Raw genomic sequence first — 25931 nt, 5'->3', positions numbered from 1 at the left:
AATAATGCTAAGTATCGGTAGAGAAGCAAATGAAAAAAAACCCGATCCTCCATGAGAAGATCGGGTAGTGATTTATTCTGTCACCGTGACTCGGATGGTCAGCTTGCGTTCTCTGTACTTGACCGTCACCGTAGTGACTCCTTTGCCAATGGCTGTAATCTTGCCATCTTCTACAGTTGCTATGGATTCATCTGCGCTGCTCCACTCTGCTTTTTCGGTAACAACTTGTTTGCTTCCGTCCTTATAGTATACCGTCAATGTGATTGCTTGTGTTTTTTCCACTGCCATTTTTACAGCTTGTTTATTAACCGAAATTCGTTTTATATTCCTTGGTTCTTTCACTTTGACCAGAAGTTCGACTGATTTGCCTCCATAATAGGCAGTTACTTTTGCTGTTCCTGCCTCTTTTGCCACCAGTTTGCCATTCTCGATTACAACCACTTCTGGTGTGTCCGATTTCCATTGTACCTGATTTGTTACTTCGTCTTGTGAGTCATCTAACCATTTGGCAGTTACTTGAGGTCGTATGTCCTCCCCAATCTCCATTTCTATCTGCTCGAAGGGAATGAGAAGTTCTTCCAAACTAACCTTGGAAATGGTAACAGGAATTTGTAGAACCTGGTCTTCGTAGCTGATAGTGATGGTTACTTCTCCTTCTTTTTTCCCAGCTTTGATTACCCCTTTTGTCACTGTTGCCCCAGTATCCGAGCTGCTTTGAAAGCTGGTCTTTTTGTCTCTAGTGATATCCTTTTCCTTACCGTCTGAATAAACAGCAAATACTTTAATTGAAGAAGATTTTCCTGGTTTTAGCAAGAGACTTGGTTTCGAGGCTTTCAGCACCTCTACTTTTACTTCTGGCTCGGGCTTTTGCTCTGGCTCCACCTTCACAATCGATTCAGCAGTAAAATGACCGTCAACCGTTGTCACAGTAATGATTGTTTCCCCTTCTTTATGTGGGGTGACGACACCATTCTGGTCAACAGATGCTACTTCAGGAACTCTTGAACTCCAATTAACGCTTTGATTGGTAGCGTAGGAAGGAGTGATTATTGCCTGCAAGGCTGCCGTTTTTCCTCCTGCTTTTAACGTCAACTTGGTTTCATCTAGACTCACGCTAGTCACCGGGTAGAAAGGAGGGATTTCGGACTGTCTTCTCACTTGGATCGTATAGGACTTCTTCGAACTGTCCTGTGCCGTTACAGTGACGTCGATTGTATTGTTGCCAACATTCAGTTTGATGTCGCTGCTTACTTGACCGCTGGTTACACCTACTTGATTGACTTCCACACTTGCCGTTGAATCAGCAGTAGTAGGGGTGACTGTCAGGCTTGTGACGCTATACTCTACACTTGCCTTGTAACTGGTCGTGTCAGAATCGAACGACGGACTTAAATTGCCAGTTGACAGTGTCAGAGAACTCAAGTTTGAATTGCTGCTGGCTGCACGTACAACCGTGATCATGTAGTTCTTTGTAATTGTTGTGTCCTCTGCTATTACACTCACCGTGACGGTGTTATCGCCTACATGGAGGTTGTTCTCACCTGTCACACTTACGCTTGCATTCTGATCTTCGGCTGTTCCTGCTACCGAGACTGATGTTGTCGCATTCGGTACTGTTACTGTATACGTCAAAGTGGCAGGATCAAAGTCTGTTACACTTGTTCCGTCTACTGTCAGGGCACTTAAATCAGCATTGCCCGATTGTCTATGAACCGTGATTGTGTACTCCTTTGTGATGACTGTGTCCTCTGCTGTTACTCTTACCGTGACGGTGTTGTCGCCCGCATCGAGACTAGTGCCTCCCATCACGTTCACGGTTGCGTTCGTATCCACTGCTGTACCTGCTACTGTTACAGCAGTTGTTGAATTTGGTACAATTACGTTATAGGCCAAGGTACCTGAATCGAATCCCGCTACACTTGTGCCATCCATTGTCAGGTCACTTAGATCCGCATTCCCCGACTGTCTGTGTACTATGATCGTGTAGTTCTTTGTAATAGTTGTGTCCTCTGCTATTACACTCACCGTGACGGTGTTATCGCCTACATGGAGGTTGTTCTCACCTGTCACACTTACGCTTGCATTCTGATCTTCGGCTGTTCCTGCTACCGAGACTGATGTTGTCGCATTCGGTACTGTTACTGTATACGTCAAAGTGGCAGGATCAAAGTCTGTTACACTTGTTCCGTCTACTGTCAGTGCACTTAAATCAGCATTGCCCGATTGTCTATGAACCGTGATTGTGTACTCCTTTGTGATGACTGTGTCCTCTGCTGTTACTCTTACCGTGACGGTGTTGTCGCCCGCATCGAGACTAGTGCCTCCCATCACGTTCACGGTTGCGTTCGTATCCACTGCTGTACCTGCTACTGTTACAGCAGTTGTTGAATTTGGTACAATTACGTTATAGGCCAAGGTACCTGAATCGAATCCCGCTACACTTGTGCCATCCATTGTCAGGTCACTTAGATCCGCATTCCCCGACTGTCTGTGTACTATGATCGTGTACTCCTTTGTGATCGATGTGTCCTCCGCTGTCACCCTTACTGTGACGGTGTTATCACCTACATTAAGGGCACCGCCTCCTGTCACACTCACATTTGCGTTCGCATCTGCTGCCGTACCTGCTACCGTGACTAATGTTGTTGCATTCGGTACAGTCACTGCATAAGTCAACGTTACGGGATCAAATCCCTCTACACTTGTACCGTCCACTGTTAGAGTACTTAAATCAGCATTGCTGGACTGCCTGCGAACGGTAATCGTATAGTCCATTGTAATCGTGGTGTCTTCCGCAGTTACCTTCAACGTTACGGTGTTGTCACCTACATTAAGGGCACCGCCTCCTGTCACGCTCACATTTGCGTTTGCATCTGCTGCTGTACCTGCTACCGTGACTGATGTTGTTGCATTCGGTACGTTGATGGTATAAGTCAATGTCCCGGGATCGAATCCTGCTACACTGGTTCCGTCTACAGTCAGGTCACTTAGATCCGTATTGCCCGACTGCCTGTGTATCGAGATCGTGTATTCATTTGTGACCGATGTGTCCTCCGCTGTCACCCTTACTGTGACGGTGTTATCACCTACATTAAGGGCACCGCCTCCTGTCACACTCACATTTGCGTTCGCATCTGCTGCCGTACCTGCTACCGTGACTAATGTTGTTGCATTCGGTACAGTCACTGCATAAGTCAACGTTCCAGGATCGAATCCTGCTACACTTGTACCGTCCACTGTTAGAGTACTTAAATCAGCATTGCTGGACTGCCTGCGAACGGTAATCGTATAGTCCATTGTAATCGTGGTGTCTTCCGCAGTTACCTTCAACGTTACGGTGTTGTCACCTACATTAAGGGCACCGCCTCCTGTCACGCTCACATTTGCGTTTGCATCTGCTGCTGTACCTGCTACCGTGACTGATGTTGTTGCATTCGGTACGTTGATGGTATAAGTCAATGTCCCGGGATCGAATCCTGCTACACTGGTTCCGTCTACAGTCAGGTCACTTAGATCCGCATTGCCCGACTGCCTTTTTACTGAAATCGTGTAGTCCTTTGGCGTACCATCCTGTGCCGTTACACGTACCGTAATCGTGTTGCTTCCCGTATTCAGACTGATCGGTGTGCTAGCTTGTCCGCTCGTTGTATCTGCTCCGTTCACTTGCACAGTTGATGCCCCATCCGCCACTGTTGGTGTAACAGTAAAACTAGTCACATTGTTTGCAACAGTTGCCGAATAACTAGTAACGGCTGGGTCAAATCCCGGATTAATCGTCCCATTGGACAGACTTAACGCACTCAAATTGTTGATGCTGCTGACTGCACGCGTTACTGTGATCGTGTAGTTTTTTTGCGTGCCATCCTGTGCTGTTACACGGACCGTTATCGTGTTGCTTCCCACATTCAGACTGATTGGTGCACTGGCTTGGCCGTTTGTTGCGCTTGCACCGTTTATTTCTAAAGTTGCCGCTCCATCCGCCACTGTCGGTGTGACCGTCACAGTAGTGACATTGTTTGCTACACTCGCTGTGTAACTGGTAACGGCTGAGTCAAATCCTGGATTTAGCGTGCCTGACAAGAGACTTAACCCACTTAAATTGTTGTTGCTGCTGGATATACGAGTCACTGTGATTGTGTAATTTTTTTGTGAGCCATCTTGCGCCCTTACACGTACTGTAATGGTGTTTTCTCCCACATTCAGGCCGATCGGTGTGCTGGCTTGACCGCTTATTGCACTTTCTCCGTTAACTTCCACCATTGCTGTCTTATCCGCTACTGTCGGTGTGAGAGCTATACTTGTGACGTTGTTTGCTACACTCGTCGAATAACTGATAACGCCTGGGTCAAAGGCTGGACTTAACGAGCCAGAAGACAGACTCAGCGCACTTAAATTGTTGTTGGAGCTGGGTACACGCCTCACTGTGAGTGTGTAATCTTTTGGCGTGCCATCCTGTGCCATTACTCGTACCGTAATCGTGTTGTTTCCCACATACAGATTAATAGGCGTACTGGCTTGGCCGCTTGCTAAACTTGCTCCGTTTACTTGCAGCGTTGCAGTCACATCCTCCACTGTCGGCGTGACCGTGATACTGGTGACGTTGTTTCCCACATTCGTTGAATAAATGGTAACGGCTGGATCAAAGGCTGGGCCTAACGTGCCTGACGAGAGGCTCAACCCACTTAAATTGTTGTTGGCGTTGGCTGTTCGAGTCACTGTGACGGTGTAATTTTTTTGTGTGCCATCCTGCGCCTTTACTTGTACCGTAATCGTGTTGCCTCCCGGATTCAGGCTGATCGGTGCGCTGGATTGTCCGCTTGTAGTACTTGCTCCATTTACTTCCACCGTTGCAGCCGCATCTGCCACTGTGGGTGTGACAATAATACTTGTGACATTGTTTGTTACACTCGCCGAATAACTGGTAATGGCTGGATCAAATCCCGGACTTAGCTCTCCGGTTGAAAGACTTAACCCGCCGAGGTCCTTATTGCTGCTTCCAATAATAAAGGTTGTGGTAACTTCCTGATACTTTTTCCCGCCTCCGTCTTCATTCCATACTCGTAACGTATAGGTTCCTTTGGGGAAAGTATGATCAACGGTTATATCCTTCCGAAACTCCTGATTTGTTCCATTGGCTACAAACGTTTGAATCGTTTGATTCGTATGTGCCGAAAGCCCATCAATGGTGTATTTAACTGTGTTCGTAACCCCTGCATCTGCTACTGTTGTGCCGTTTATGGCGAGGAATTTTTTATCATCAGCTTCTGAAAATACCTGGTTTGGATAAGGTGCAACAATCTTGGAGGAAATACTACCATAAATGTTCGTTATCTGACCATCTGATGTAACATAGAGTCCTGGTTTCAAGTACACAGTAGGACGCACAGCAAAATAAGTATTATAAGCACCTACTACGTCCGAGCCTGCGCCGAATTGTGATGCAGCATAAACGAGGTCCGATCTAGCGGAGCCCGGGGTTCTTGTCCAGAACGAACGGGAGGGTACTGGGATGTATCCAAATTGAGTCTGGTAAAGAGTCAATTCTTCCCGACTGATCAGTCCGACATTCGCCCAAACAGAATTTGCACTTTCGTTCTTTTCATTACCAATTGTCCAATTTTTATATTCAATCCACTCTTTATTGGAAAGCGAGTTATAAAAATCATTGTTAAGATAGTAAGCCAAATTATCTGAATCAGTGGGGTCGTATAACTGTGTGTACATTGGATCAAATTCCCGAGTGATTTCATGATCCTTTAAAATCATATACCCTGAGCTCGGGTTTAAAAGAATCCACTGCTTCCCTCCAAAGCTAATGATGTCTTTTCCAGAAGCCAATGACAGCGGCTTGTTACCTTCTGCATTTGCCAGCTGTGGTGTCAATTGGAACATAGAAATCAGCAGCGCAAATGCCAATAGCCATTTGAAACGTTGAATAAACGTTTTCATTTCATTTCCTCCCTGCTATAACCGACCTAGCCATTTTTGAAATGTAAACTAGTGGGATTACATCAATTTGTTTGAATTCTAGCAAAATCAACAAAAAAAGAACCCTACCTTTAGTAGAGTTCTTTCCATTTTTTACTCTCTTTTCGCAACGTTAAAGTTTTCCGTAAGCAAAAGCCAATTTTGTGGAAAGTCGAGCCCTAACTTCCAGTAGCTTATTCCTTTCAGTCCTAATTCTTTGATTAAATCATACTTGGCTTGAATGCTTCTGGCATCTTCAAACCAAACCATATGATTTTTTCCTGCGTCATCTACATAAGAAAAATACGGAGCCTGTGCTTTCCAATCATATTGAATTGATACATTTTCCCTTTTGGCCAAATCAATGGCTTCTTGCGGACTAAGCGCTTTTGCATACTTTCCTCCCGGTTTAAAGGGAAGCGTCCAATCGTATCCATAAAGGTTTTGACCCATCATAATTTTGGCTGCAGGGATCTCTGTTCGTGCATACTCCAATACTTTTCGAACCTCTGGAAGGGGACTTACTGGCATCGGCGGTCCTCCTGAAAAACCCCACTCATATGTCATAATGACAACAAAATCGGCCAATTGCCCATGCTTCCTGTAATCATGAGAGGTATACCAAGCACCTTTTTGCGAAGCACTGGTTTTGGGTGCCAAAGCAGTTGAGAACAGAAACCCGGAGGACTTAATTCTTCGGGCAGACTTTTCTAGAAACCGGTTAAATGCATCTCGATCTTCGGGTTTGATGTGTTCGATGTCAAAGTGGATATCCTTAAAGCCTAACTGTTTGGCTGTCCGAATAATATTATCGAGTACCTTGTTGGAAAATTGTTCATTTCGTACAATCAGGCTTCCCAATTCCGGACTGAATTGATCATTTTCCAGGTTCGTCACGACCATCATACTAATCGCATGATTTTGCCTGGCAATGACAGGCATGTTTGCCAAGGGTGGATGGGCAAGTGTTCCATCTCTTTTGATTTGAAAATTAAAGGGGGCCAGGTACGTCAAATAAGGCGATATTTCCCGGATTGTTTGTGTCTGCCTTGGAGTAACATGCCCACGTGGTTCAATATAGGCATTCACATCAATTTGGTACCCGGCCCTTTTGGCTCTTGTTTGGACCGTTTGATGTCCAGGTTCAATGGCTGCTGCTCTCATGCCTCTGTTGCTCGGAATAACAATAGTCTGTCCTACAACAAGTCGGGTCGGTGAAGTCAATTTATTTACAGCAGCAATTGACTTCGTTGAAAGCCCGTATTGTTTCGCAATTTTATATAAGGATTGGCCTGGCTGTACTACATGGATTCTTGCTGACGAGCGGGTTGCAGCTATCCGTGCTCCATCACTGCCTTGTATTGAGTGTTGTGGCGCTGAATGGTTAGTTGAAGAATTCATTTTTGGATTTCCGTCGGTTTTTCCCATACTGCAGGCTGAAGCCAATAGTGCAGCTACCAGCACATTACACCATACTTTTTTGTTCATGAAATCACCTCACTGGTAGGTTGCCACAAAATGATGATTTCATGAAAAAGTATTGATCATCCCACCAACATAGCGGTGATGCTTGCTGTGCTCCGCTCCTGAACAGGCATTATCTCTTGTTCTACATATGATAGTCTAAATGCACCGAAGGAGATGGTGAGATGTCCCATCCGAAAAATGAAAAAATTGATATTTTTATTCCTGCTATCGAAAAAGATTTGAATACCTTGCCGCATGTAATTGATGCCATCAGAAAATTCGTCAAGCATCCGATCGGAAAAATCATGATCGTAGCTCCTCCGTCCCCTAGGATCATCAGTTTGTGTAACCAAAAAAAATGTACATTTATCAACGAAAATTTTGTCCTGCCAATCAAAAAAAGTGATATTGATTATAAAAGCGCAAAATGGGAGCGATCCGGATGGCTATTTCAGCAATTGTTGAAACTGAATTGTGATAAGTTTGCGTCCCAACAGTTTATTTTGGTTATCGATGCTGACACGGTGTTTATACGTCCACATGTTTTCAGAAAGAAGAAGAAAACGGTGTATTTTTGCAGATACTGGAGTCATCAAGAGTACTTTCGAGCCTATAAAAGATTGCTTGGCAAAAAAGCAAAATCACCGCACTCTTTTGTAACCCACTATATGCTTTTCGAGAAATCGAAACTTGCCCGTTTCAAAAAAAAGATAGAATCCAAACAGAAACGAAAATGGTATTCGGCTATTATCAAATGCACAAACAAAGCAAGTAAGGTTGGCTTTTCCGAATTTGAATCATATGGCAATTTTATTTATTCCAAGTATCCCGGCAGTTTTGTTATCAAAAAGGCTTCTAATAAAAGCTTGTATACGAATGCTTCCTCCGTTTCCAGTTCACAAAGAGAGGAATTCGCCAAACGTTTCCGATCACTCTCTTTTCATAAACGAAGTGCGTATAATCGATGAACTTCACAGATACCATTCCCTAAGTAGGTGAATCTATGGCCAATTATCAAGTCATATGGAAAGGTCCAGTCGATAGAGCTAGTGGTTTAGGGTTAGCTAGTCGAGAATATGCATTGGCACTAGCTCGACAAGGGGTAGATATTAAAATTGAAACTACTAGTAAACGGTCACCGATGATTTTAAAAAACCCGACGTTGGCTTTCTTGATCAGAAAGCCCTATGCTCGAAACAAACGAAAAATCTTAATTTATCACCATTCTCCCAATACAATTAACATGACAAAAGCGAGAAAAAGATTTCATTATATGATTTTAAATATCGTATGGGAAACAACGAAAATACCGAAACAATGGATGTCCAATATTAACAAGTTTGATGCGATATGCGTTCCCTCTTGGCAGAATCGAAGGGCACTCCTCAGCAGTGGAGTAAAAGTTCCGATTTTTATCGTTCCCCATGGGGTACAATGGAATGCTTTTGTACCATGGAACAAGAAATTATCAGTGAGAGGCACCTATGGCAAGTTTAATTTTGTATCAGTTTTTGGATTTCAGCATCGCAAGAATCCGGAAACCCTGTTAAGAGCCTTTTGGGAAGAGTTTTCTCAAAAAGATAAGGTAGCACTCGTTATTAGAACAAAAGGATACCAATCTTATGAAACCGTCAATTGGATTCGCCAAAAAATCCTAAACTATCGCAAAAAGCTAAAAGTAAAACCAAATAGAGCACCGGTAATTGTCCTACCCAAATATATGAGTACGGGTCAATTGAAAGGACTCTACAGACTCGGAAACGCCTTTGTTCTTCCTACACGCGGAGAAGGAGTCTGCTTACCGTTTCTGGAAGCTTTGTCAAGTGGTGTTCCAGTAATCGCCACTGCATGGGGTGGTCACATGGACTTTCTAAAGGCCAGAAATTCGTTTTTAGTTAAATATCAGTTAAGAAATCCTGCAATCAGTATGAATAGCAAGCACGCCATTGCACGCCCCTTCCGCTACTTGTTTGCACAAAAAGGACAATTATGGGCTGAACCAGATATCAAGAGCTTGAAAAGAGAGATGAGAAAAGCCTACAACTCCCCAGCTCTATGCAGAATAAAAGGTGCTCAAGGTAGAAGAGATGTGCAACGATTCAATTGGAATCGGGCAGGTATCCTATTTAAGCATGTGATCTATAAAGTCATCAAAGGTTCTAAATAGGGGTGAACCAGATGTCATCTAGTAGCTGGAAACCATGCTATGATCATTGGATGAACTACGATCAATTAGAGCATGAACTCCGTCGTCTTCTCGTACAGTTGCAAAATGATGAAAAAACACTTGAAGACTGTTTCTATAAAAATATCGAATTCGGGACGGGAGGAATACGAGGTGAGATGGGACCTGGGACCAATCGTATCAATATCTATACAATACGTAAGGTCTCAGAAGGCTTGGCTCGGTATTTGATAGAACACGGGGAAGAAGCAAAGCAAAACGGAGTCGTGATTGCGTATGATTCCCGACATAACTCTGCAACCTTTGCCATGGAAGCAGCCAAAGTCCTTGGACAAAATGGCATTCGGATTTTTTTATTCAATCAACTCTCCCCTACTCCACTTCTCTCGTTTGCTGTACGGTATGTTGGTGCATTCGCTGGTATTGTGATTACTGCCAGTCACAATCCACCCAAAGATAACGGATATAAGGTATATAATCATTCGGGCGGGCAAATTACATTGGAAGCCGCAAATCAAATCATGTCACACATACAGAAAGTGGAAGATGAATTACAGATACCATTTGCTGAAGTAGGTGATCTAATTCAAAAGGGTCTCCTCCTTATGCTTGGAAATGAAATCCGTGATACGTATTTGGAGCAGATTAGAAATCGCCGCATCGTTCCACAAGGCATGCTACCGGCTATGAATCAAGTGAAGATCGTTTTTACTCCATTTCACGGAACATCATACGAAACAGTCCTGCAAGGATTAAAAATGTTCGGGTATGAAAACGTTTCTGTCGTCAAGGAGCAGGCATATCCAGACCCCGACTTTACGAACGTTGTATCACCCAATCCTGAAGATCATCGTGCATTCGAGTTAGCGATCCAGTATGGAATAAGAGAAAATGCTGACCTTGTGATGGGCACCGATCCTGATGCAGATCGTCTCGGAGTGGCAGTAAAAAATGAGGTGGGCGAATTTACTGTACTGACGGGCAATCAAATTGGGGCTCTTTTGCTATATTACCTCTTAACGATCAAACAAGACTTAGGATTACTCGCTTCCTCTGGTGCAGTAGTAAAAACAGTGGTGACATCCGAAATGGGGCGTGCCATTGCCTCCGATTTTGGACAGCAAACCATTGATACGCTCACAGGATTTAAGTATATCGGAGAAAAGATCAATGAATTTGAACGAACTGGTGAGTATGTATTCCAATTTGGATACGAAGAAAGTAATGGCTACTTGCTTTTTGATCTTGTCCGAGATAAGGATGCGATCCAGGCAGCAATTGTCATGGCAGATTTATGCGCCTATTACAAAGCACAAGGAAAAAGCGTATATGATGTACTGCTTCACATGTATCAAAAATACGGTTACTACTTGGAAGATCTAGTTTCCTTTCATACGCAAGGGGCGGATCGAGAAAAGAAAAGCGAAGCGATTCTTGCTCACTTTCGAAGCCTTCCATTTACGCATATCATCGATAAAAAAATCCTGGCAATTGAAGATTATGTAACAGGAGAACGAAAAGACCTGCGAACAGGTGAAACGCTTGTCCTTTCACTCCCCAAAAGCAATGCGATCAAAATTCAACTGGAACAGGACATCTGGTTCTGCATTCGGCCTTCAGGTACTGAATCAAAGATCAAGCTATATTTCGGTGTTAAGGGAGCAACCTGGAATGAAAGCAAGAAAATGCTGGAGCAATTGAAGGAAGCGGTAGTTAAGGAAATCGAACGTTTATAAATAAACATGATGAAGCCTCCAGTGAATGGTAGAGATCCTGGAGGCTTTTATTAGGGATATTTAGGTTTTCTTTATTTCTTCCCAATCGAAAGAAAGACGAACGATATCTTCTTCCTCTAGTTTGCTTCCCAATTGAACTTCAATCATCTCAAGATCTTGAATGGCTTTGATTCCGTGTTTGGCTCCCACTGGAATATCTATCACATCTCCAGCTTTTATAATAGACAGAACCCCATCAAGGATAAACTCCCCTTCACCCGCAACTATTACCCAGACTTCTCTACGGTTATGATGGTATTGATAGCTTACGTTTTTACCTGCATAAATGCACAATCGCTTGGTTAACACTTCTCTTCCTGCGCTTTGTACCTTATACTCCAATACTCGATACCAACCCCAGCGCTTTTCCTCAAACATGGGCCGCTGTTGATCGTCTTTCATAATTTCTTTGATATGATGACTAGTAGATTTGTCAGAAATCAGTATCCCTTCGGAACTCGCTGCCACTACAGTATTGGAAATCCCAACTACAACTACAGGGATATCTAATTCATTGATAATATGTGTGTTCGTGCAATCCAGACTCCTATAACATTTTCCAACCAGCGAATTTTGCATCGTTTCCGTTAGCGTATTCCAGGTTCCGATGTCTTTCCATTCGCCATCAAACGGCAGTACAACCGTTTGATCTTCCTTCTCGACGATTTCATAATCAAAGCTAATCACTGGCAATTTGTCATACATCGCAATCAATTCATCATACTTAGTAGGGAATCCCCGCTTCTCCATCTGCTTTAACAGATACCCCAATGAAAAAGCAAAAATGCCACAGTTCCACAGTGCTTTCTGTTCAAGCAATTGCTGTGCAACCATTTCCGTTGGTTTTTCCACGAATTTTTCCACCAGATGATAGGTTCTGGCATCTTGTTTGTCTTCATCCTGTTTTGGAATGATATACCCATAGTTGGTGGAGGCGTAGGTAGGAGATACACCTATTAAAGCAATGTTCTTACCTGAGTGGTGAATCACATTTTCCAACTCTCTTACGATACGAAAAAAATCGATGTCCACATAAAGATCGACAGGCATCACAATGATTACTTCATCGGAATCAATACCTACTTGTGAATGCAAATAGGATGCAGCTAATACAATGGCAGGAAAGGTATCTCTTTTTTCAGGTTCAATCAGTAAGGAGACATCCGAGCCTAACTGATTTTGAATAATATCTACTTGTTTAATATTCGTAGAAATATAGACATCGTCCAGGAGCTGACATGCTGCTAATTGCCTCCATAGCCGTTGTACCATGGATTCTCGTTGATCTTGTTCGTTTGCGTTTGTCAGTACTTTCAAAAATTGCTTTGACCTGGAAACGTTAGAAAGCGGCCACAAGCGCTTGCCTGATCCCCCGGATAGTAAGACTAGTTTCATGATTTCACCTCGAATCTATCTCCCTGATGGACTTTATTAACTTGTCTAGATGCAATATTATATGAACAAGTTTTTTGTTAAGGGATAGGTGAAACAATCAAATCAAACGTGAAAAGCCGCCTTGTTTCATAACAAGACGACCTTTGTATCATTGATACGAAAACCTATTTCTTTGTCACATTTACAGTTACTTCGAGTTCTTCCCCACCATATTTGACAACTATTACAGTCGTTCCTTCAGCTTTTCCAGTAATGACACCTTTTTTCACGGTTGCGATGTTTTTGTTTGTAGACAACCAGCTTGCCTTGACCGTGATGTCTTCTTCAAATCCATTGGGATAGTAGGCGGTCAGTACCAACTTGGCGGTTTTCTTTACCTTGATGTCCACTTTAGAGAGGTTAAGCTTGATCTCGTCTGGCTTTTTCTCGTCCATCACCAGCACTTTGATCATGCGTTTCTTTCCACCGTACGTTGCGGTAATCTCGGTTTCACCACTTTTCTTGGCAGTCAGGGTGCCTTCTGCTGAAATAGAGGCAATCTTTGAATCTTTAACGCTCCACTCAATCAGTTCAGTGACGTCTTTTTTGCTTTTGTCCGAAAAGATCGCAGTTATCTTGATTGGCAGTTCATTCTCTGTTTCCAGTACAGCCTGCTGGTGTGTTGCTTCTAGTGAAGTGACGGTTACACTCGTTACCGTAACGGGTATCTCTATCGTCTTACCTTGGTAGCCAATCGTAATGACGGAGGAACCTTCTTTCTTTCCTGCTCGCACCTTTCCTGCTGTTACCGTAACCAATTCGTCTTCTGCTTCATAGAGGGTATCTTTGTTTTTCGTAATATCCTTTTTCTTGCCTCCGCTGACAGCGTAAATTTTGAAAGTCATGGAAGCGTTGGGCTTCAAGCGGAATTCATTCTTGGAAACTTTCAATTGCAAATCTTGTTTCACCACAACCACGGCGGTCGCTGTTTTGTTGCCATCAAGCGTCGTAACCGTAATCTTGGCAGTCCCTTCCGCTTTTGGAGTAACAGTCCCGTTCTGATTGACTTCTGCTACCTCGGGATCGCTACTGCTCCAGGTTACGCTTTTATTCGTCGCATTTGAAGGCAGCACATCCGCTTTCAAGGTGACAGATGCTGCATGCAGCAACAATTCCAATTCAGATTGATCCAGTTGTACTCCTGTAACCGGGTAATAGGTTTGTGGAGGTGGCGGCGGTGGTGGTAGTTGCAGGTTCAGACGGAATTCCACTTTCGTCACATGCTCTGCTTTGTCTGTTACCAACAATGTATAAGAACCGCTCGTACTAACCGTGTTGCCTGATTGGAATGGCGAACCATTCAACGTTGCCGTTCCTTCATTGAAGGTAATGGTTACGGCTTTTTGATAGGTCTCCCCATTCTTAACACCTGTGACGACGGGTGCTGTCGTATCCAGAGTGATGGTATCTGATGCAGTAACGATATTACCTGCAACATCCCGAAGCTCCAAATAAACCGTCTTCAAGCCATCCCCCTCTGCCAGTTTCCACGATTTTGTCTCTTGTGCCGGCTCCCAATCACTCCACGACTTACTATCGTGAGAAAAGCGCATCTTCTTGTTTCCGATCTCACCAGATACATTGATGGCTAATGTCACATCTCTATTTGTCGTATATTCAGCCTCCTGATTGATTACCACGGCAACAGTTGGTGCAGCAATCTCCAGTTCAAAGGAGAGGGAGGTAACATTTCCTGCATGATCGGTGACAATGAGCGTATGCTGTCCATTTGTGCTTACAGTGTCGCCTAATTGGAACGGATTTCCGTCCAGTACCGCTGCTCCTTCATTCCATAATGGTGTCACAGGCGCCTGATAGCTCTTGCCTTCTTCCACTCCAGTAATCTCGGGGGCAGTCGTATCCAAAATGATGTTATCTGATGCAGTAACGATATTCCCTGCAACATCCCGAAGCTCCAAATAAACCGTCTTTAAGCCATCTCCTTCTGCCAGTTTCCACGATTTTGTCTCTTGTACTGGCTCCCAATCACTCCACGACTTACTATCGTGAGAAAAACGCATCTTCTTGTTTCCAATCTCACCTGAAACATTGATTGCTACTATCACATCGGTTTTGGTCGTGTATTCAGCCTCCTGATTAATTACCACGGCAACAGTTGGTGCGGCAATCTCCAGTTCAAAGGAGAGGGAGGTTACATTTCCTGCCGGATCGGTGACAATGAGCGTATGCTGCCCATTTGTACTTACAGAATCGCCTAATTGGAACGGATTTCCGTCCAGTGTCGCAGTTCCTTCATTCCAGGATGGTGTCACAGGCGCCTGATAGCTCTGTCCTTCTTCTACCCCTGTGACGGCGGGTGCTGTCGTATCCAGAGTGATCGTATCTGACGCAGATATTAAGTTACCCGATGCATCCTTCCACGCCAGGTAAACCGTCTTCTTCCCATCACCTGCATCGACATGCCAAGTTTTTGGTGATTGCACTGGTTCCCAAGGTCCCCATGTCTTCTTGTCGTTGGATAAACGCATCATTTCGTTTCCCTTTTCATCGGATGCCTTGATTTCCAGGGTTACTTCTGTCTTGTTGGTATATTCCGCACCTTGATTGATTTGTACTTCAATCGCTGGAGCAAATATTTCCAAAACAAAGGAAACAGTGGTCACATTACCTGCTAAGTCCGTGACAACCAGCGTATGCTGTCCATTTTTTATCACGATTTCACCAGATTCAGTGGAGAGTCCGTCCAGTTTAGCAGTGCCTTCATTCCATTTCGGCGTCACAGGCTCGTGATAGGTCTCGCCATCTGCTACTTCGGTAATGATAGGAGCCGTCGTATCCAGTTCAATGTCATCTGAAACAAAAACGGCCGGATCACCTGATTCATCTTGCAGCTCCAGGAAAACCTTCTTCTGTCCATCTCCATCTGTCAGAATCCAAGGTTTCAAAAGACTTGCACCTGCCTGTTCCCAGTCGCTCCAGGTTTCCTTGTCATGCGAAAAACGCATCTTCAGGTTCCCGCTCCCACCCGATGCTGTTAAGCCTAAGGTTACTTCCTTTTTATTCGTTACGATTGCCCCTTGATTGATTTGTATGGCTACAACCGGTGCAGGGATCGCCATCACAAAGGTAAGCTTTTTTTCATTGCCTGCCGCATCTGTCACCGTCAGCAAATGATTTCCATTTCTTTTCACTATATGACCCTGTTGAATCGATACCCCGTCCAGGATAGCCGTGCCTTCACTCCATGTGAGAGTCACAGGGGCTTGATACGTTTCACCATCTGTTGCTCCCATGATGATCGGTGCCGTTTTGTCCAGCAGTATCTGCTGTTTCAATTTCACCGTATTACCCGCTTGGTCACGCAGCTGCATGTAGACGTTTTTTTGTTCTTCGCCTGTAGTCAAATACCATTCCTTACTACTTCGGTAAGGCTCCCAACTAGACCATGTGGAATCATCATTGGATAACCGCATTTCTACTGATGGGCTATCATCTGATGCGGTGATACTTAATGACACCTTTTCATGATTGGTGCCGAGTGCCCCACCGTTGATCAAAAACTCACCAGTCGGAGGAATGTTATCCGTACGCTCGTACGTTGTAAAGGACATATTAACTAGTCTGCTACCCCATCCATTATGGCTATCATACAGTGTTGCCCACACAGCATTTTCAGGTACAGACTTACCTGTTTGTTCAGTAATTCCATCCGTGCTATACAAATATGTTTGATCAAAACTGTGATTCGGAGCAACGATTACGAATTGGTATATGGTCGCCCATCTCGCATCTGCCGGAATCTTCCATGGATCGTCGATAGTAAGGGTTTCTCCATCCTTGTTGTACATATACCTCGGGCTCTCGATCAATTCATTCCATTTATTTTTGTATTTAGAAACTACAACCCACCTCACGCTATCTGGAATCGTAGTCCCTTCTGATACAAGGCCATCTTTGCTATAAACGTATGTTTCAACCACATAATCAGAATTACCGTTAACAAAATATGATAAAATTTTCCCGGTACGTTCTGCGGCATGGACCACTTGATTCCCATTACCTACTACTATCCCCCAGAGCAATACAAAAACAAAAAACAGATGCAGCCTGCTCCTTCTCATTTCTCCAAATCCCCCCAAGTACGCTATATTCACCCAATGAGTGTAGCAGTAACTAGGGGAAATGTACCCTACCCAAAGGATAGGTAGTTCATATTTTTATTCCCATTTCGGTCACGACAGAGCGAACAATATGTATGGAGTCAAATTGTCCTTCTGAGATTGTGATAATTGGTGCCTCTTTTGGGAATAGTTCTTTGTTTATCTCGGAAATGGTATGCCCTTGCTGATGAAGATAAAGGATTTCTCCACAGATGTTTTCCAGAAAATCCAGTTTCATTTGCAACAGTTGTTTTCCGTCTGCTATATAGCCCGCATGACAGCAAAACATTGATTCGAAATCATGGGTTAGAACCGTTCGGATGGAATGCATAATGGTAGGAACCGATTCGTGGCTCATGATAATCCTTGGCTTCGGAGTAAGAAATAGATCCCCCGAAAATAATTGTCCAGTTTCCTCGTTGTAAAATACGACATGATCTTCAGCATGCCCTGGTGTCTCGATTACCTTCCACGTGTACCGATTGGAATCGATCGTATCGATCAGTGGCTGTGCGGAAAATGGTTCTCGAATTCCCCAAAAATCTTGACGATACTTCTGGTATGTTGTTGGCATCGAACAAAACTCTATGGATGAAGGGTGAATGTAAATCGGGATGCTTTTGTTCTGCTCCAACCAGGCAGCTGTTCCTACATGGTCTTCATGACTATGGGTCAATGCGACGGAGTGAATCGTATTCGTCTCGTAAAACGGGATTAGTTGTTCCAACATGTTATGCGATTGTGTGTCGATTAGCATGCCATCTACTAAATACAGATAGACAGCAAGTGAGGTTCCTCCTTTCACACAAATCACGTTTTCATGGGTGACTATCTCCATCAAATCAGTTCCTCTCCTCTCCATTTCATTTCGGTAGTTTCGTTAGTTTCGGTATAATTTCAAACTCCCTTCTCTCATAGTAAGAAATGGGAGTTGTCTTTCTGTTACAGTTTCTTATTCAAGTTCAATTAGTACGTCTCCTTCATTGACGAAGTCTCCTTCAATGTACGAATCATTGCTGTTACAGCAGATCATCCTTTTATCAAAAGATGAAAAAGTTAAAAATAACGGAAATGTCATCGTTTCAGGTGGAACAATTGTAAGATATGGCAAACAATGCGGTCACAATTAGCGATTTCTCTTGCGGAGCTGATAATACGTGACCGCCAAAGCCAAGGCGAGAACAATTCCCTTGACAATATCGAATGCGTAGTAAGGAAGATTCAACATCGTCAGTCCGTTCAGCAATACCCCGATTAGCACAGCTCCCAAAAATGTGCCAATGACATTTGGCTTTCCAGCACCAAACACAGAGAAGCCTACAAACGCAGCCGCAACGGCATCCATCAGGATCGGTTCACCGCCGTTTACCTGACCTGTTCCAATTCGGGCTGCCATCAGGATACCCGCCATGCCGCAGAACAAACCGGATAAGACGTAGGCTAGCGTCCGATAGCGATCAACAGCAACGCCTGATAAACGTGCTGCTTCGATATTGCCACCAGTCATGTAGAGCAAACGGCCATGTCGTGTGTACTGCAGAAAGAAATGAACGATGATCACGGCCAACAGCATGATAATAACTGGTACAGGCACAGAGAGTACCTCCCCCTGACCAAGCCAAAGAAACCATTTGCCTAACTTGCCGGGTGCTGTTGTATTGTCGGGCAATGGCATGTTGGAATACACGGAATATCCCTTCGTGTATGTTAAATGAATCCCTCTGACGATATACAGCGTCGCTAAAGTCGCAAGTAAATCAGGAATCCGGATTTTCACAATCAAGAACGCATTTAATAAACCTACCAGTAATCCGAGCAGGATTGGTATCAACAAGGTAACCAGTGCGCCTTGTTCATACCAGACCATCATGGATGCTGACACGACAGTAGCAAGCGAGACCACAGAACCTACGGACAGGTCAAATCCATTCACGATCAGCGAAAATGTGACACCAATGGCGACAAGTGTCACGATGGAAATCGACCGCAAGATATCAGTCAGATTGGAATAAGTGAAAAAGTATTCATTCGTGAAGCTAAAAAACGCCAATACAAAAAGAATCACACCGATGGTACCGTATTTATAAATAAATGAGATGAGTTGCTCTTTTGCTTGTATCTGCATGTTATCGACCCCCGCTTGCATAGTACATGATGGATCCCGGGTCCCACTCTTCCTGGCTGATTTCCTTGACGATGGCTCCGTCATACATAACCAGAATTCGGTCAGCGATCCCTAAAGCTTCCTGAAATTCGCAAGTAAAATAAAGAACTCCCTTCTGTTGGGCTGCCAGTTCACCAACCAGGGAGTAAATCTCTCGTTTCGCCCCGATGTCTACTCCTTTGGTCGGCTCATCGAACAAATAAAGCTCGGAATCCGTATACAGCCATTTGCCAATCACGACCTTCTGCTGGTTGCCGCCACTTAAGAAACTAACCTGCTGCTCAATTCCCGCTGTCTTGATTCCCAGCTTCTCAACTAACCCTTTGGCCATGGTGGTTTCCGATCCCTGTTTGATAAAGGAAAGTGTCGTCCATTTCTTCAAGGTTGAGATGGAAAGGTTGTGTTTGACCGTTTCTTCTACTAATAAACCTTCTTTGCGACGTTCTTCGGGTATCAGTACGATCCCCTGCTGGACAGCTTCTCGTGGAGTCGAAACCTTGATTTGTTGACCACGAAGATAGAACTCCCCTTTATCAAGTGGATCTGCAGCAAACAGGATTCGTGCCAACTCTGTCTTTCCTGCACCTACTAATCCGACGATGGCGACCACTTCACCAGCATGTATCTGCAAGTTGACATCACGCACTTTTCTATCCAACGTGATACCTCTGGCTTCAAAAAGCAGTTCACCCACAGAGGGGCCTCGCTCTGGAAACTCTTCCATGAGAGAATGGCCCAGCATGTCATGTATCACGGCATCCATCGTCGTATCTCCCGCTTCCTTCGTACTGATGCGTTGCCCATCACGCATGACGGAGATCCGGTCGCTGATACGAAACACCTCGGGCAATCGGTGGGAGATATAAATGATACCCACTCCGTTTTGTTTTAGCTGAGCAATTAATTCAAATAGCCGTTCGGATTCCGTGGACGAGAGGGGGGCTGTCGGTTCGTCGAATATGATGTATTTCGCCTCCTGAGCAATGGAACGGGCAATCAGAATCAGTTGTTTCTCTGACAAGCTGCATTCTTCCGCCTTTTTGCGGACAGATAGAGAAAAATCCAAACGCTCCAGGATTTCTTCTGCCTCTTGATAAAGCTTCGACCATTTGATTGGGCCTCGTTTGGTGGCTTGCACGAATTGATCCACCAAGATGTTTTCGGCAACGCTCAAATACGGAATCAAGGCCATATCCACTTCTTGATAGACGATTGAGATTCCACTGCGTTTAGCGTCAATAGGAGAATCAATCTGAAGGACCTGACCATCCATCAGAATTTCACCTTCATCGGCTTGGTAAGCTCCCATCAAGATTTTCATGAGTGTGCTTTTGCCAGCCCCATTGGCTCCCAAAAGAGAATGTACCTCTCCTTGTTTCACCTCAAAATCAACGGATCGCAGCGCCGAGACGCCAGAAAACCGCTTGTTTATTCGTCTCATCTGCAAGGTAGCCACACAAATCCCTCATTTTCTTCTGGTAGTAAAAGGTTCCCGCCGGATTACCTCCGGTCGGGAACTCGTTCCATTTCTTATTTTCCTAATTGACTGGCTCCCCAACCTTGTACGTATTTCGCCAGGTCGGTTGTTTTCACTGGTTCTTTCGGAAGTGCCTCACGAGTGACAAGAACGGGATCAAGGACCACGTTTTGCTCAACCGTTTCACCCTTTACTTTCTTAAACAAGTAACGAACTTGCACGCGTCCAATATCTGTTGGATCAACGGCAGCAGACACAACCCACGGAGAATTCGGGTCCTGGATCAATTGCAAATCCTCATCGCTCAAGTCAATGCCATACACTTTGATCTCCGTCCGTCCCGCTTGCTGGATTGCTCTTGTAGCACCTTTCGCAAATTCATCCCATGCTGCCCAAACAGCAGTAATATCACCTTTGTTTGGATATTTTTTGAGGATGGCTTCCATTTGTGTTTGTGTATCAAGCGCTGTATTCGGGGTAGCGGAACCAAATGCCGCTATTTCTTTTATCTCCGGGTATTTTCCTTGAAACGCTTTGTAGGCTTCCTGACGGCGTTCCATTGGAGCGAAGCCCGCTACCCAAACCTTCACGATATTCCCTTTACCGCCAGCATCTTGCGCCAATTTTTCCAACGTCAATTCAGCCATTTTCTGGTCGCCTTGTTGAAGGACCGTCACTCCCGGAACGTTCAGGTTTGCGTCAAATGCCACAACAGGGATTTTACGCTCTACCGCTTTCCTTACACCCTGCTCCAATGCTTCTGGAGTACCGTGGTCAATCAGGATACCGTCAAAGTGCTGGTTGATGGCGGCGTCCAAATTGGAGGACATTTTTCCCAAGTCTCCTTCCGAGTTGAACACCGTTACTTCTGCGCCCTGTTTCTCTACCTCTTCTTTTACTCCGGCAATGTATTGAGAAGAGAAGGTTCCGATATTGAACTGCATCACCAGCGCAATCCTTTTTTTCGACCCATTGTCAGCATCTTCCGAACCTTTCGACTCTTTGTTAGCTGTGCCGCACCCTGTTACAAACAATGCAACTGCAAGAAGTAATGAAAAAGCCCAATGAATTCGTTTTGTTGTTTGACTGTACATGAATCGTTTCCCCCTTACTGATTTTGAAAAATAAAAAAGCCTCTTTCTTGGAGAAAGAGGCTTCGAACCAGGTCTCGCCTCTTATCTCCCAGGTACATGTACCTGCTGGAGTTAGCACCTTAACATTCCTGTAGAATGTTAGGTTGCCGGGCGTCATCGGGCCAGTCCCTCAGCCTGCTCTTGATAAGAGTAATCTACTTATTGTCGATTAAACCCAAGTTAGTCGATCGGGTTTGTATAGATTGGATAATACAATCACCTGTGACTTTTGTCAACAGTCATTCGAGGGTTAAAACAAAAAAGCCGCCCCATCTAGTACAGATGAGACGACCGTTGCTTGTTATAGATCAATGGTGCCTGCTTGCTCAGCACCTTTTTCACCGGCATGGTATACGATTAACTCATTTTTTTCATTTTCTACTACCAGATATGGACAGCAATCATAGATAATTAATCCTCTTAGTTTTCCTTTTACACGGATTGCTTCGTGGTAACCTTTTTTCAAATCTTTAAAATCATTGGCTATAAAAGCTACTGCTTCGTTGCCTGTTTGCTCTGCATAATGGTGAGCCGTCTTGCTTACAATTTTGGCTTGAGGTGTATAAAACACTCGTCCGCTGTCGTATGCTTCTTCTATGTCTTTTTCCTTTCCTTTGGAGAATTCCGGCCATAAATCACTAAAAACCATCAATCCATTTTTATCATTTTTGACCAAGATAAATGGTACCTGTGCAGGTCCATAAGGGAGGACGAATAAGTCTTTTATGGAACCTGCTTGTTGCGGGCCTTTTGTTTGGAATAGTTGTTGACTATCACTGAAAACACGAACGGAGTCGCCGATTTGCAGGGAAGTAAAGGCTCCTGCGGTTTCTAACTTAATATTGCTCGATACTGGAGCGGCGTCTTTGGGTTGCAGTTCTTCAGCACTTACCACACTTGAAGTAGATAAAACTGCTGAAATGACTGCAAAAGAAAAAATCCGAGATAATGCTTTGTTCATTGGGTAATACCTCATTTCTGCGTAATAATTTGTGATCCGATGAAACATATACTACTGTCAAAAAGTGTAAAATTCAGTGGTTCAAACCACAAAAATAAAAACATGTCAAAGCCATTTCGCTCAATCAAAAGCTGACCAAAAGCAGTATACATCTGCAATGGGCCAGCTTTTATCAGTTTTCTTTGTATACAACCTTGTAATTCCCTATTTCCCCTGTCCCTGAGCCTGCTGCTTCGACCGATAAAACTCGTGGAACAGCTTCATTAAGGCTCGCTTTTCGATGCGAGACACATATGAACGGGAGATCCCGAGCTCTCTGGCAATCTCACGTTGAGTCTTCTCCTTGTCTTTATCCAGCCCGAACCGCCCGATAATGACTTCTTTTTCACGGTCATCAAGGATGTGGATATGCTGATAAATTTTGCTGGATTCCAGTTTTAACTGTACGGCATCTACCACTTCGTCGTTTTCGGTGCCAAGGACATCGATTAGCGTAATTTCATTGCCCTCTTTGTCAGTCCCGATTGGATCGTGCAGGGATACGTCCTTACGTGTTTTTTTCAAGCTTCTTAGGTGCATGAGGATTTCATTTTCTATACACCTGGCTGCATAGGTTGCCAGCTTGGTGCCTTTATCCACCTGATAACTTTCAATCGCTTTGATCAAACCGATGGTACCAATAGAAATAAGGTCTTCGCTGTCTTCCCCTGTATTTTCAAACTTTTTGACAATATGAGCAACAAGGCGCAAATTGTGTTCGATCAATTTGTTGCGTGAGTAGGCATCGCCTTTCGCCATCTGTCGTAAAAACTTCTCTTCATCGACCTCCGCAAGCGGCTGAGGAAATGCATTGTTTTTTACATATGCGACGAACATGCACAGCTCTTTAAAAAGTAATGTGAGTACCATAAAGATGCTGGACATAAGCTGCCACCTCCCAAAGTTGCTGTCTACTCTTAACCATATGTAGGCGGGAGCCTATGCGTGCATGTACGATCAGAAAAGACGTAAAAAGCTCCTGAATGACCAGTTTCTAGCCTGAAATGAGAATTTACCAAAAAAAGGACAGGGATAATTCCCCTATCCTTCTTACCGATATCCTGTTTCAATCAAACCAGTCAGTCATTCAAAAAAGTTTCTTCATAATTATAATTAAATAATAATCATCACTATTTGACTCTTTTGCGAATGACACAGGATAATCACCAAAATCAAAATTCAACATACCCATTTGCTTTAAACACTTATGTCCTCCCAAAACTTCTAATCAAATCCCCATTTTATTTAGCATTAGTGGCTCTGTTTGATTATATGTAGTAATGAAGCAATCGAAGGTAAAGTATCAATTCCATAATGTAATGCAATCAAAACCCAAATGTTCCTATATCTCCACCACAAAAATCCTAATATGATACCGATAATAAACACTGGCAAAATAGTCCCTACGAGAACCGAATAAATGTTACCTGCAGTTCCCTCGGCTCCGCTTGCAAGTAAATAACGAGAGGGAAAATGAAATAAAGCAAATAAGATGGCAGATATGGAAATACCTAAAATCGTTCCACATACTTTTTCCAATCGAGTTTGGAGTATATATCTATAGAAAATCTCTTCTGGAATAGCAGCTTGCACAAGTGGCAATAGAAGTCCAACTGTGAATTTTATCCATATCATATCACCACCATTGGCAACAACTCTATAAATCTCAGCTAAGTATTTGCCATTTAGAAGATTTCCAATAATAAAACAACAAAACACAGCCATACATAATTTCCAAGTTAATTTGGTTTTATATATGCAAGAAATTTTATAGCCAAGTTTTCTATAGATATACAAGGGGATAAAAAACAGAAAAATGATTTTAACAAAAACCACATACCATACATCTTGAGTAAAATATATAGCTCCTAATATTGGCATAGGAAAATACAATATCACTACAGAAAATAATGCAACAATGAAGATATATAATATTGAATATAGTGTAAAGATACCCGATTCCTTTATTGGTTTCTCAATTTTCACGAATTTTCATTGCTCCTTAGTGCCGTTTTAATCAAATGCCAATTTGAATTAGTTATTAGGTCATCACTTTATCTCCAACTATTTTATCTCTCCACTCAATAAGTCTCTTTCTGCTTTTATATTCATTAAAGCAATAGCTTTAATAATATCATTGGCTACCTCATAACGGTCATCTTTGCTTATGACTGTTTTCCTAAATAAAAATTCAATTAATACGTTTTCCATCCATGATTTTTTTATACTCAGCATCAATTTTATACTCAACATCAAAATGTGGACGTATGGTTGTTGTTTCTTTTTTTCTTCGGAATATATTAGTTAAAAATTCCATAAACATTTAACTTTAACTACCACCTTCTATTTTGTATTTTGCAAAAATTTATTGCTTAAAATTACTTCCAAATCGCTCTTTTATTGTATTAACTATTTTCTAAAAGTTCTTTCGTAATCTTCGAATCGGATTTTTCTAATTTGCTTTCGGTCTGATGTCCGAACAATGATGCCCTCTGACTTACCAGAAGAGTCAATGCCAACTTTCGTTTTCTCAAATTGTTTTAAAAAATCAAAGGTTTCATCTAAAGATTTGGGAAAATACTCACCATAAACTGTTTCCAGCAACGGAGCATATGCCAGTTCATGACTATCTATAAAACTCATTTTCTCGACTTCAGAGTAAAAAGGCTGTTTGCCGTGCTCACGCCATTCAGCAATTTTCTCTAGTGGTAACTTCATTAAATTATCGAGTTCAACCTGATTAAGAGAGAATACATCAAAAACACGATATCCTTGAGTCTTTTTGTTGGTATAGTTGCTGGCTGCTTTTGTTTTTCCTCCATATGACTCTTGATAAATGACAGTTAATGCCCAATCGCCTTTCGGGAAGATCTCTTCTTGAAGTTTATCGGCTAACGGTTTTAAAAACTCAGCTATATTTCCGTAAGGGTTTCCAATTCTATCTCCTTTGGCATACAAGAGTTCCTCTCTAGATCCAATCAGATAATCAATTTCATTATAGTAATTCTTGAACAAAACAATTCTTGAATTTTCGCCATCAACCTTTTCATACACATAAATTTCATCAGAATAGTTGAATCCTTTGTCTTGAGACAGTTCCTCCCTCAATCGACCTCTATCACCTAACGAATGATAAGTAAGAATACTTGGATACTTAGTTAGCGAATTGATTTTCTTTAAGTCCATATTTTCACTCCTTATAAAATTA

At 43.2% G+C, this 25931-nt stretch carries 15 protein-coding genes and 1 riboswitch; of the genes, 3 read left to right on the top strand and 12 right to left on the bottom strand.

Annotation, left to right across the window (positions count from 1 at the left end; translation table 11 throughout):
• Nucleotides 1–72: 72 nt before the first annotated feature.
• Together ACPW7N_RS15645 and ACPW7N_RS15640 are read right to left on the bottom strand one after the other, a co-directional pair.
• Nucleotides 73–5949, bottom strand: a complete 5877-nt coding sequence (locus tag ACPW7N_RS15645) for a cadherin-like beta sandwich domain-containing protein (protein ID WP_425652036.1) — start codon at nt 5947–5949, stop codon at nt 73–75.
• A 132-nt stretch (nt 5950–6081) separates the two neighbouring features.
• A complete protein-coding gene (locus ACPW7N_RS15640) occupies nt 6082–7455 on the bottom strand; it encodes a glycoside hydrolase family 18 protein (RefSeq protein WP_425652035.1) in 1374 nt (457 codons plus the stop codon).
• 161 nt (nt 7456–7616) lie between these two features.
• Between ACPW7N_RS15640 and ACPW7N_RS15635 the strand changes: the two genes are divergently transcribed.
• Genes ACPW7N_RS15635 through ACPW7N_RS15625 form a run of 3 tightly spaced genes read left to right on the top strand, consistent with a single transcriptional unit; the run spans nt 7617 to nt 11355 of the window.
• Nucleotides 7617–8402, top strand: a complete 786-nt coding sequence (locus ACPW7N_RS15635) for a DUF6492 family protein (RefSeq protein WP_425652034.1) — start codon at nt 7617–7619, stop codon at nt 8400–8402.
• A 35-nt stretch (nt 8403–8437) separates the two neighbouring features.
• A complete protein-coding gene (locus ACPW7N_RS15630; RefSeq protein ID WP_425652033.1) occupies nt 8438–9601 on the top strand; it encodes a glycosyltransferase family 4 protein in 1164 nt (387 codons plus the stop codon).
• A gap of 11 nt (nt 9602–9612) precedes the next feature.
• Complete coding sequence (locus tag ACPW7N_RS15625; protein WP_425652032.1) at nt 9613–11355, top strand: phospho-sugar mutase; 1743 nt, start codon at nt 9613–9615, stop codon at nt 11353–11355.
• 60 nt (nt 11356–11415) lie between these two features.
• Here ACPW7N_RS15625 and ACPW7N_RS15620 read toward each other — a convergent pair whose 3' ends face one another.
• From ACPW7N_RS15620 to ACPW7N_RS15575, 10 genes are all read right to left on the bottom strand, one after another.
• Nucleotides 11416–12789: a sugar phosphate nucleotidyltransferase gene (locus tag ACPW7N_RS15620; RefSeq protein WP_425652031.1), complete on the bottom strand. Its 1374-nt coding sequence runs from the start codon at nt 12787–12789 to the stop codon at nt 11416–11418.
• 164 nt (nt 12790–12953) lie between these two features.
• Nucleotides 12954–16910, bottom strand: a complete 3957-nt coding sequence (locus ACPW7N_RS15615; RefSeq protein ID WP_425652030.1) for an Ig-like domain-containing protein — start codon at nt 16908–16910, stop codon at nt 12954–12956.
• 88 nt (nt 16911–16998) lie between these two features.
• Nucleotides 16999–17787 carry an MBL fold metallo-hydrolase gene (locus ACPW7N_RS15610; protein WP_425652064.1) on the bottom strand — a complete coding sequence of 263 codons (789 nt, stop codon included), beginning with the start codon at nt 17785–17787 and terminating at the stop codon, nt 16999–17001.
• 288 nt (nt 17788–18075) lie between these two features.
• On the bottom strand, nt 18076–19074 hold the full coding sequence (locus ACPW7N_RS15605) for an ABC transporter permease (protein WP_425652029.1): 999 nt from the start codon (nt 19072–19074) through the stop codon (nt 18076–18078).
• A 1-nt stretch (nt 19075) separates the two neighbouring features.
• On the bottom strand, nt 19076–20569 hold the full coding sequence (locus ACPW7N_RS15600) for a sugar ABC transporter ATP-binding protein (protein ID WP_425652028.1): 1494 nt from the start codon (nt 20567–20569) through the stop codon (nt 19076–19078).
• Nucleotides 20570–20643: 74 nt separating this feature from the next.
• Entirely contained in the window at nt 20644–21684 is a 1041-nt protein-coding gene (locus tag ACPW7N_RS15595) for a sugar ABC transporter substrate-binding protein (protein WP_425652027.1), read from the bottom strand.
• 78 nt (nt 21685–21762) lie between these two features.
• Nucleotides 21763–21874: riboswitch (SAM riboswitch) on the bottom strand.
• Between the two features lie 150 nt (nt 21875–22024).
• A complete protein-coding gene (locus tag ACPW7N_RS15590) occupies nt 22025–22684 on the bottom strand; it encodes a hypothetical protein (RefSeq protein ID WP_425652026.1) in 660 nt (219 codons plus the stop codon).
• Between the two features lie 204 nt (nt 22685–22888).
• Nucleotides 22889–23608: an RNA polymerase sporulation sigma factor SigK gene (sigK, locus tag ACPW7N_RS15585; RefSeq protein ID WP_425652025.1), complete on the bottom strand. Its 720-nt coding sequence runs from the start codon at nt 23606–23608 to the stop codon at nt 22889–22891.
• 366 nt (nt 23609–23974) lie between these two features.
• The gene (locus ACPW7N_RS15580) at nt 23975–24709 is read right to left on the bottom strand and encodes a CPBP family intramembrane glutamic endopeptidase (protein WP_425652024.1); all 735 of its coding nucleotides are present in this window, start codon (nt 24707–24709) and stop codon (nt 23975–23977) included.
• 423 nt (nt 24710–25132) lie between these two features.
• Nucleotides 25133–25909, bottom strand: a complete 777-nt coding sequence (locus ACPW7N_RS15575; protein WP_425652023.1) for an RNA ligase family protein — start codon at nt 25907–25909, stop codon at nt 25133–25135.
• Nucleotides 25910–25931: the final 22 nt, after the last annotated feature.

It is taken from the genome of Brevibacillus nigriterrae (assembly GCF_049846925.1).
In the GTDB taxonomy this organism is placed as follows: domain Bacteria; phylum Bacillota; class Bacilli; order Brevibacillales; family Brevibacillaceae; genus Brevibacillus_H.
This window is presented reverse-complemented; position numbering and strand designations above follow the sequence as displayed.

Excerpts from the sequence above, each read along its gene's own strand:
- ACPW7N_RS15630 (WP_425652033.1), top strand. The coding sequence starts at position 8,438 with ATGGCCAATTATCAAGTCATATGGAAAGGTCCAGTCGATAGAGCTAGT.
- ACPW7N_RS15575 (WP_425652023.1), bottom strand. The coding sequence starts at position 25,909 with ATGGACTTAAAGAAAATCAATTCGCTAACTAAGTATCCAAGTATTCTT.
- ACPW7N_RS15645 (WP_425652036.1), bottom strand. The coding sequence starts at position 5,949 with ATGAAAACGTTTATTCAACGTTTCAAATGGCTATTGGCATTTGCGCTG.
- ACPW7N_RS15615 (WP_425652030.1), bottom strand. The coding sequence starts at position 16,910 with ATGAGAAGGAGCAGGCTGCATCTGTTTTTTGTTTTTGTATTGCTCTGG.
- ACPW7N_RS15620 (WP_425652031.1), bottom strand. The coding sequence starts at position 12,789 with ATGAAACTAGTCTTACTATCCGGGGGATCAGGCAAGCGCTTGTGGCCG.
- sigK (WP_425652025.1), bottom strand. The coding sequence starts at position 23,608 with ATGTCCAGCATCTTTATGGTACTCACATTACTTTTTAAAGAGCTGTGC.
- ACPW7N_RS15640 (WP_425652035.1), bottom strand. The coding sequence starts at position 7,455 with ATGAACAAAAAAGTATGGTGTAATGTGCTGGTAGCTGCACTATTGGCT.
- ACPW7N_RS15605 (WP_425652029.1), bottom strand. The coding sequence starts at position 19,074 with ATGCAGATACAAGCAAAAGAGCAACTCATCTCATTTATTTATAAATAC.
- ACPW7N_RS15590 (WP_425652026.1), bottom strand. The coding sequence starts at position 22,684 with ATGAACAAAGCATTATCTCGGATTTTTTCTTTTGCAGTCATTTCAGCA.
- ACPW7N_RS15635 (WP_425652034.1), top strand. The coding sequence starts at position 7,617 with ATGTCCCATCCGAAAAATGAAAAAATTGATATTTTTATTCCTGCTATC.
- ACPW7N_RS15610 (WP_425652064.1), bottom strand. The coding sequence starts at position 17,787 with ATGGAGATAGTCACCCATGAAAACGTGATTTGTGTGAAAGGAGGAACC.
- ACPW7N_RS15595 (WP_425652027.1), bottom strand. The coding sequence starts at position 21,684 with ATGTACAGTCAAACAACAAAACGAATTCATTGGGCTTTTTCATTACTT.
- ACPW7N_RS15625 (WP_425652032.1), top strand. The coding sequence starts at position 9,613 with ATGTCATCTAGTAGCTGGAAACCATGCTATGATCATTGGATGAACTAC.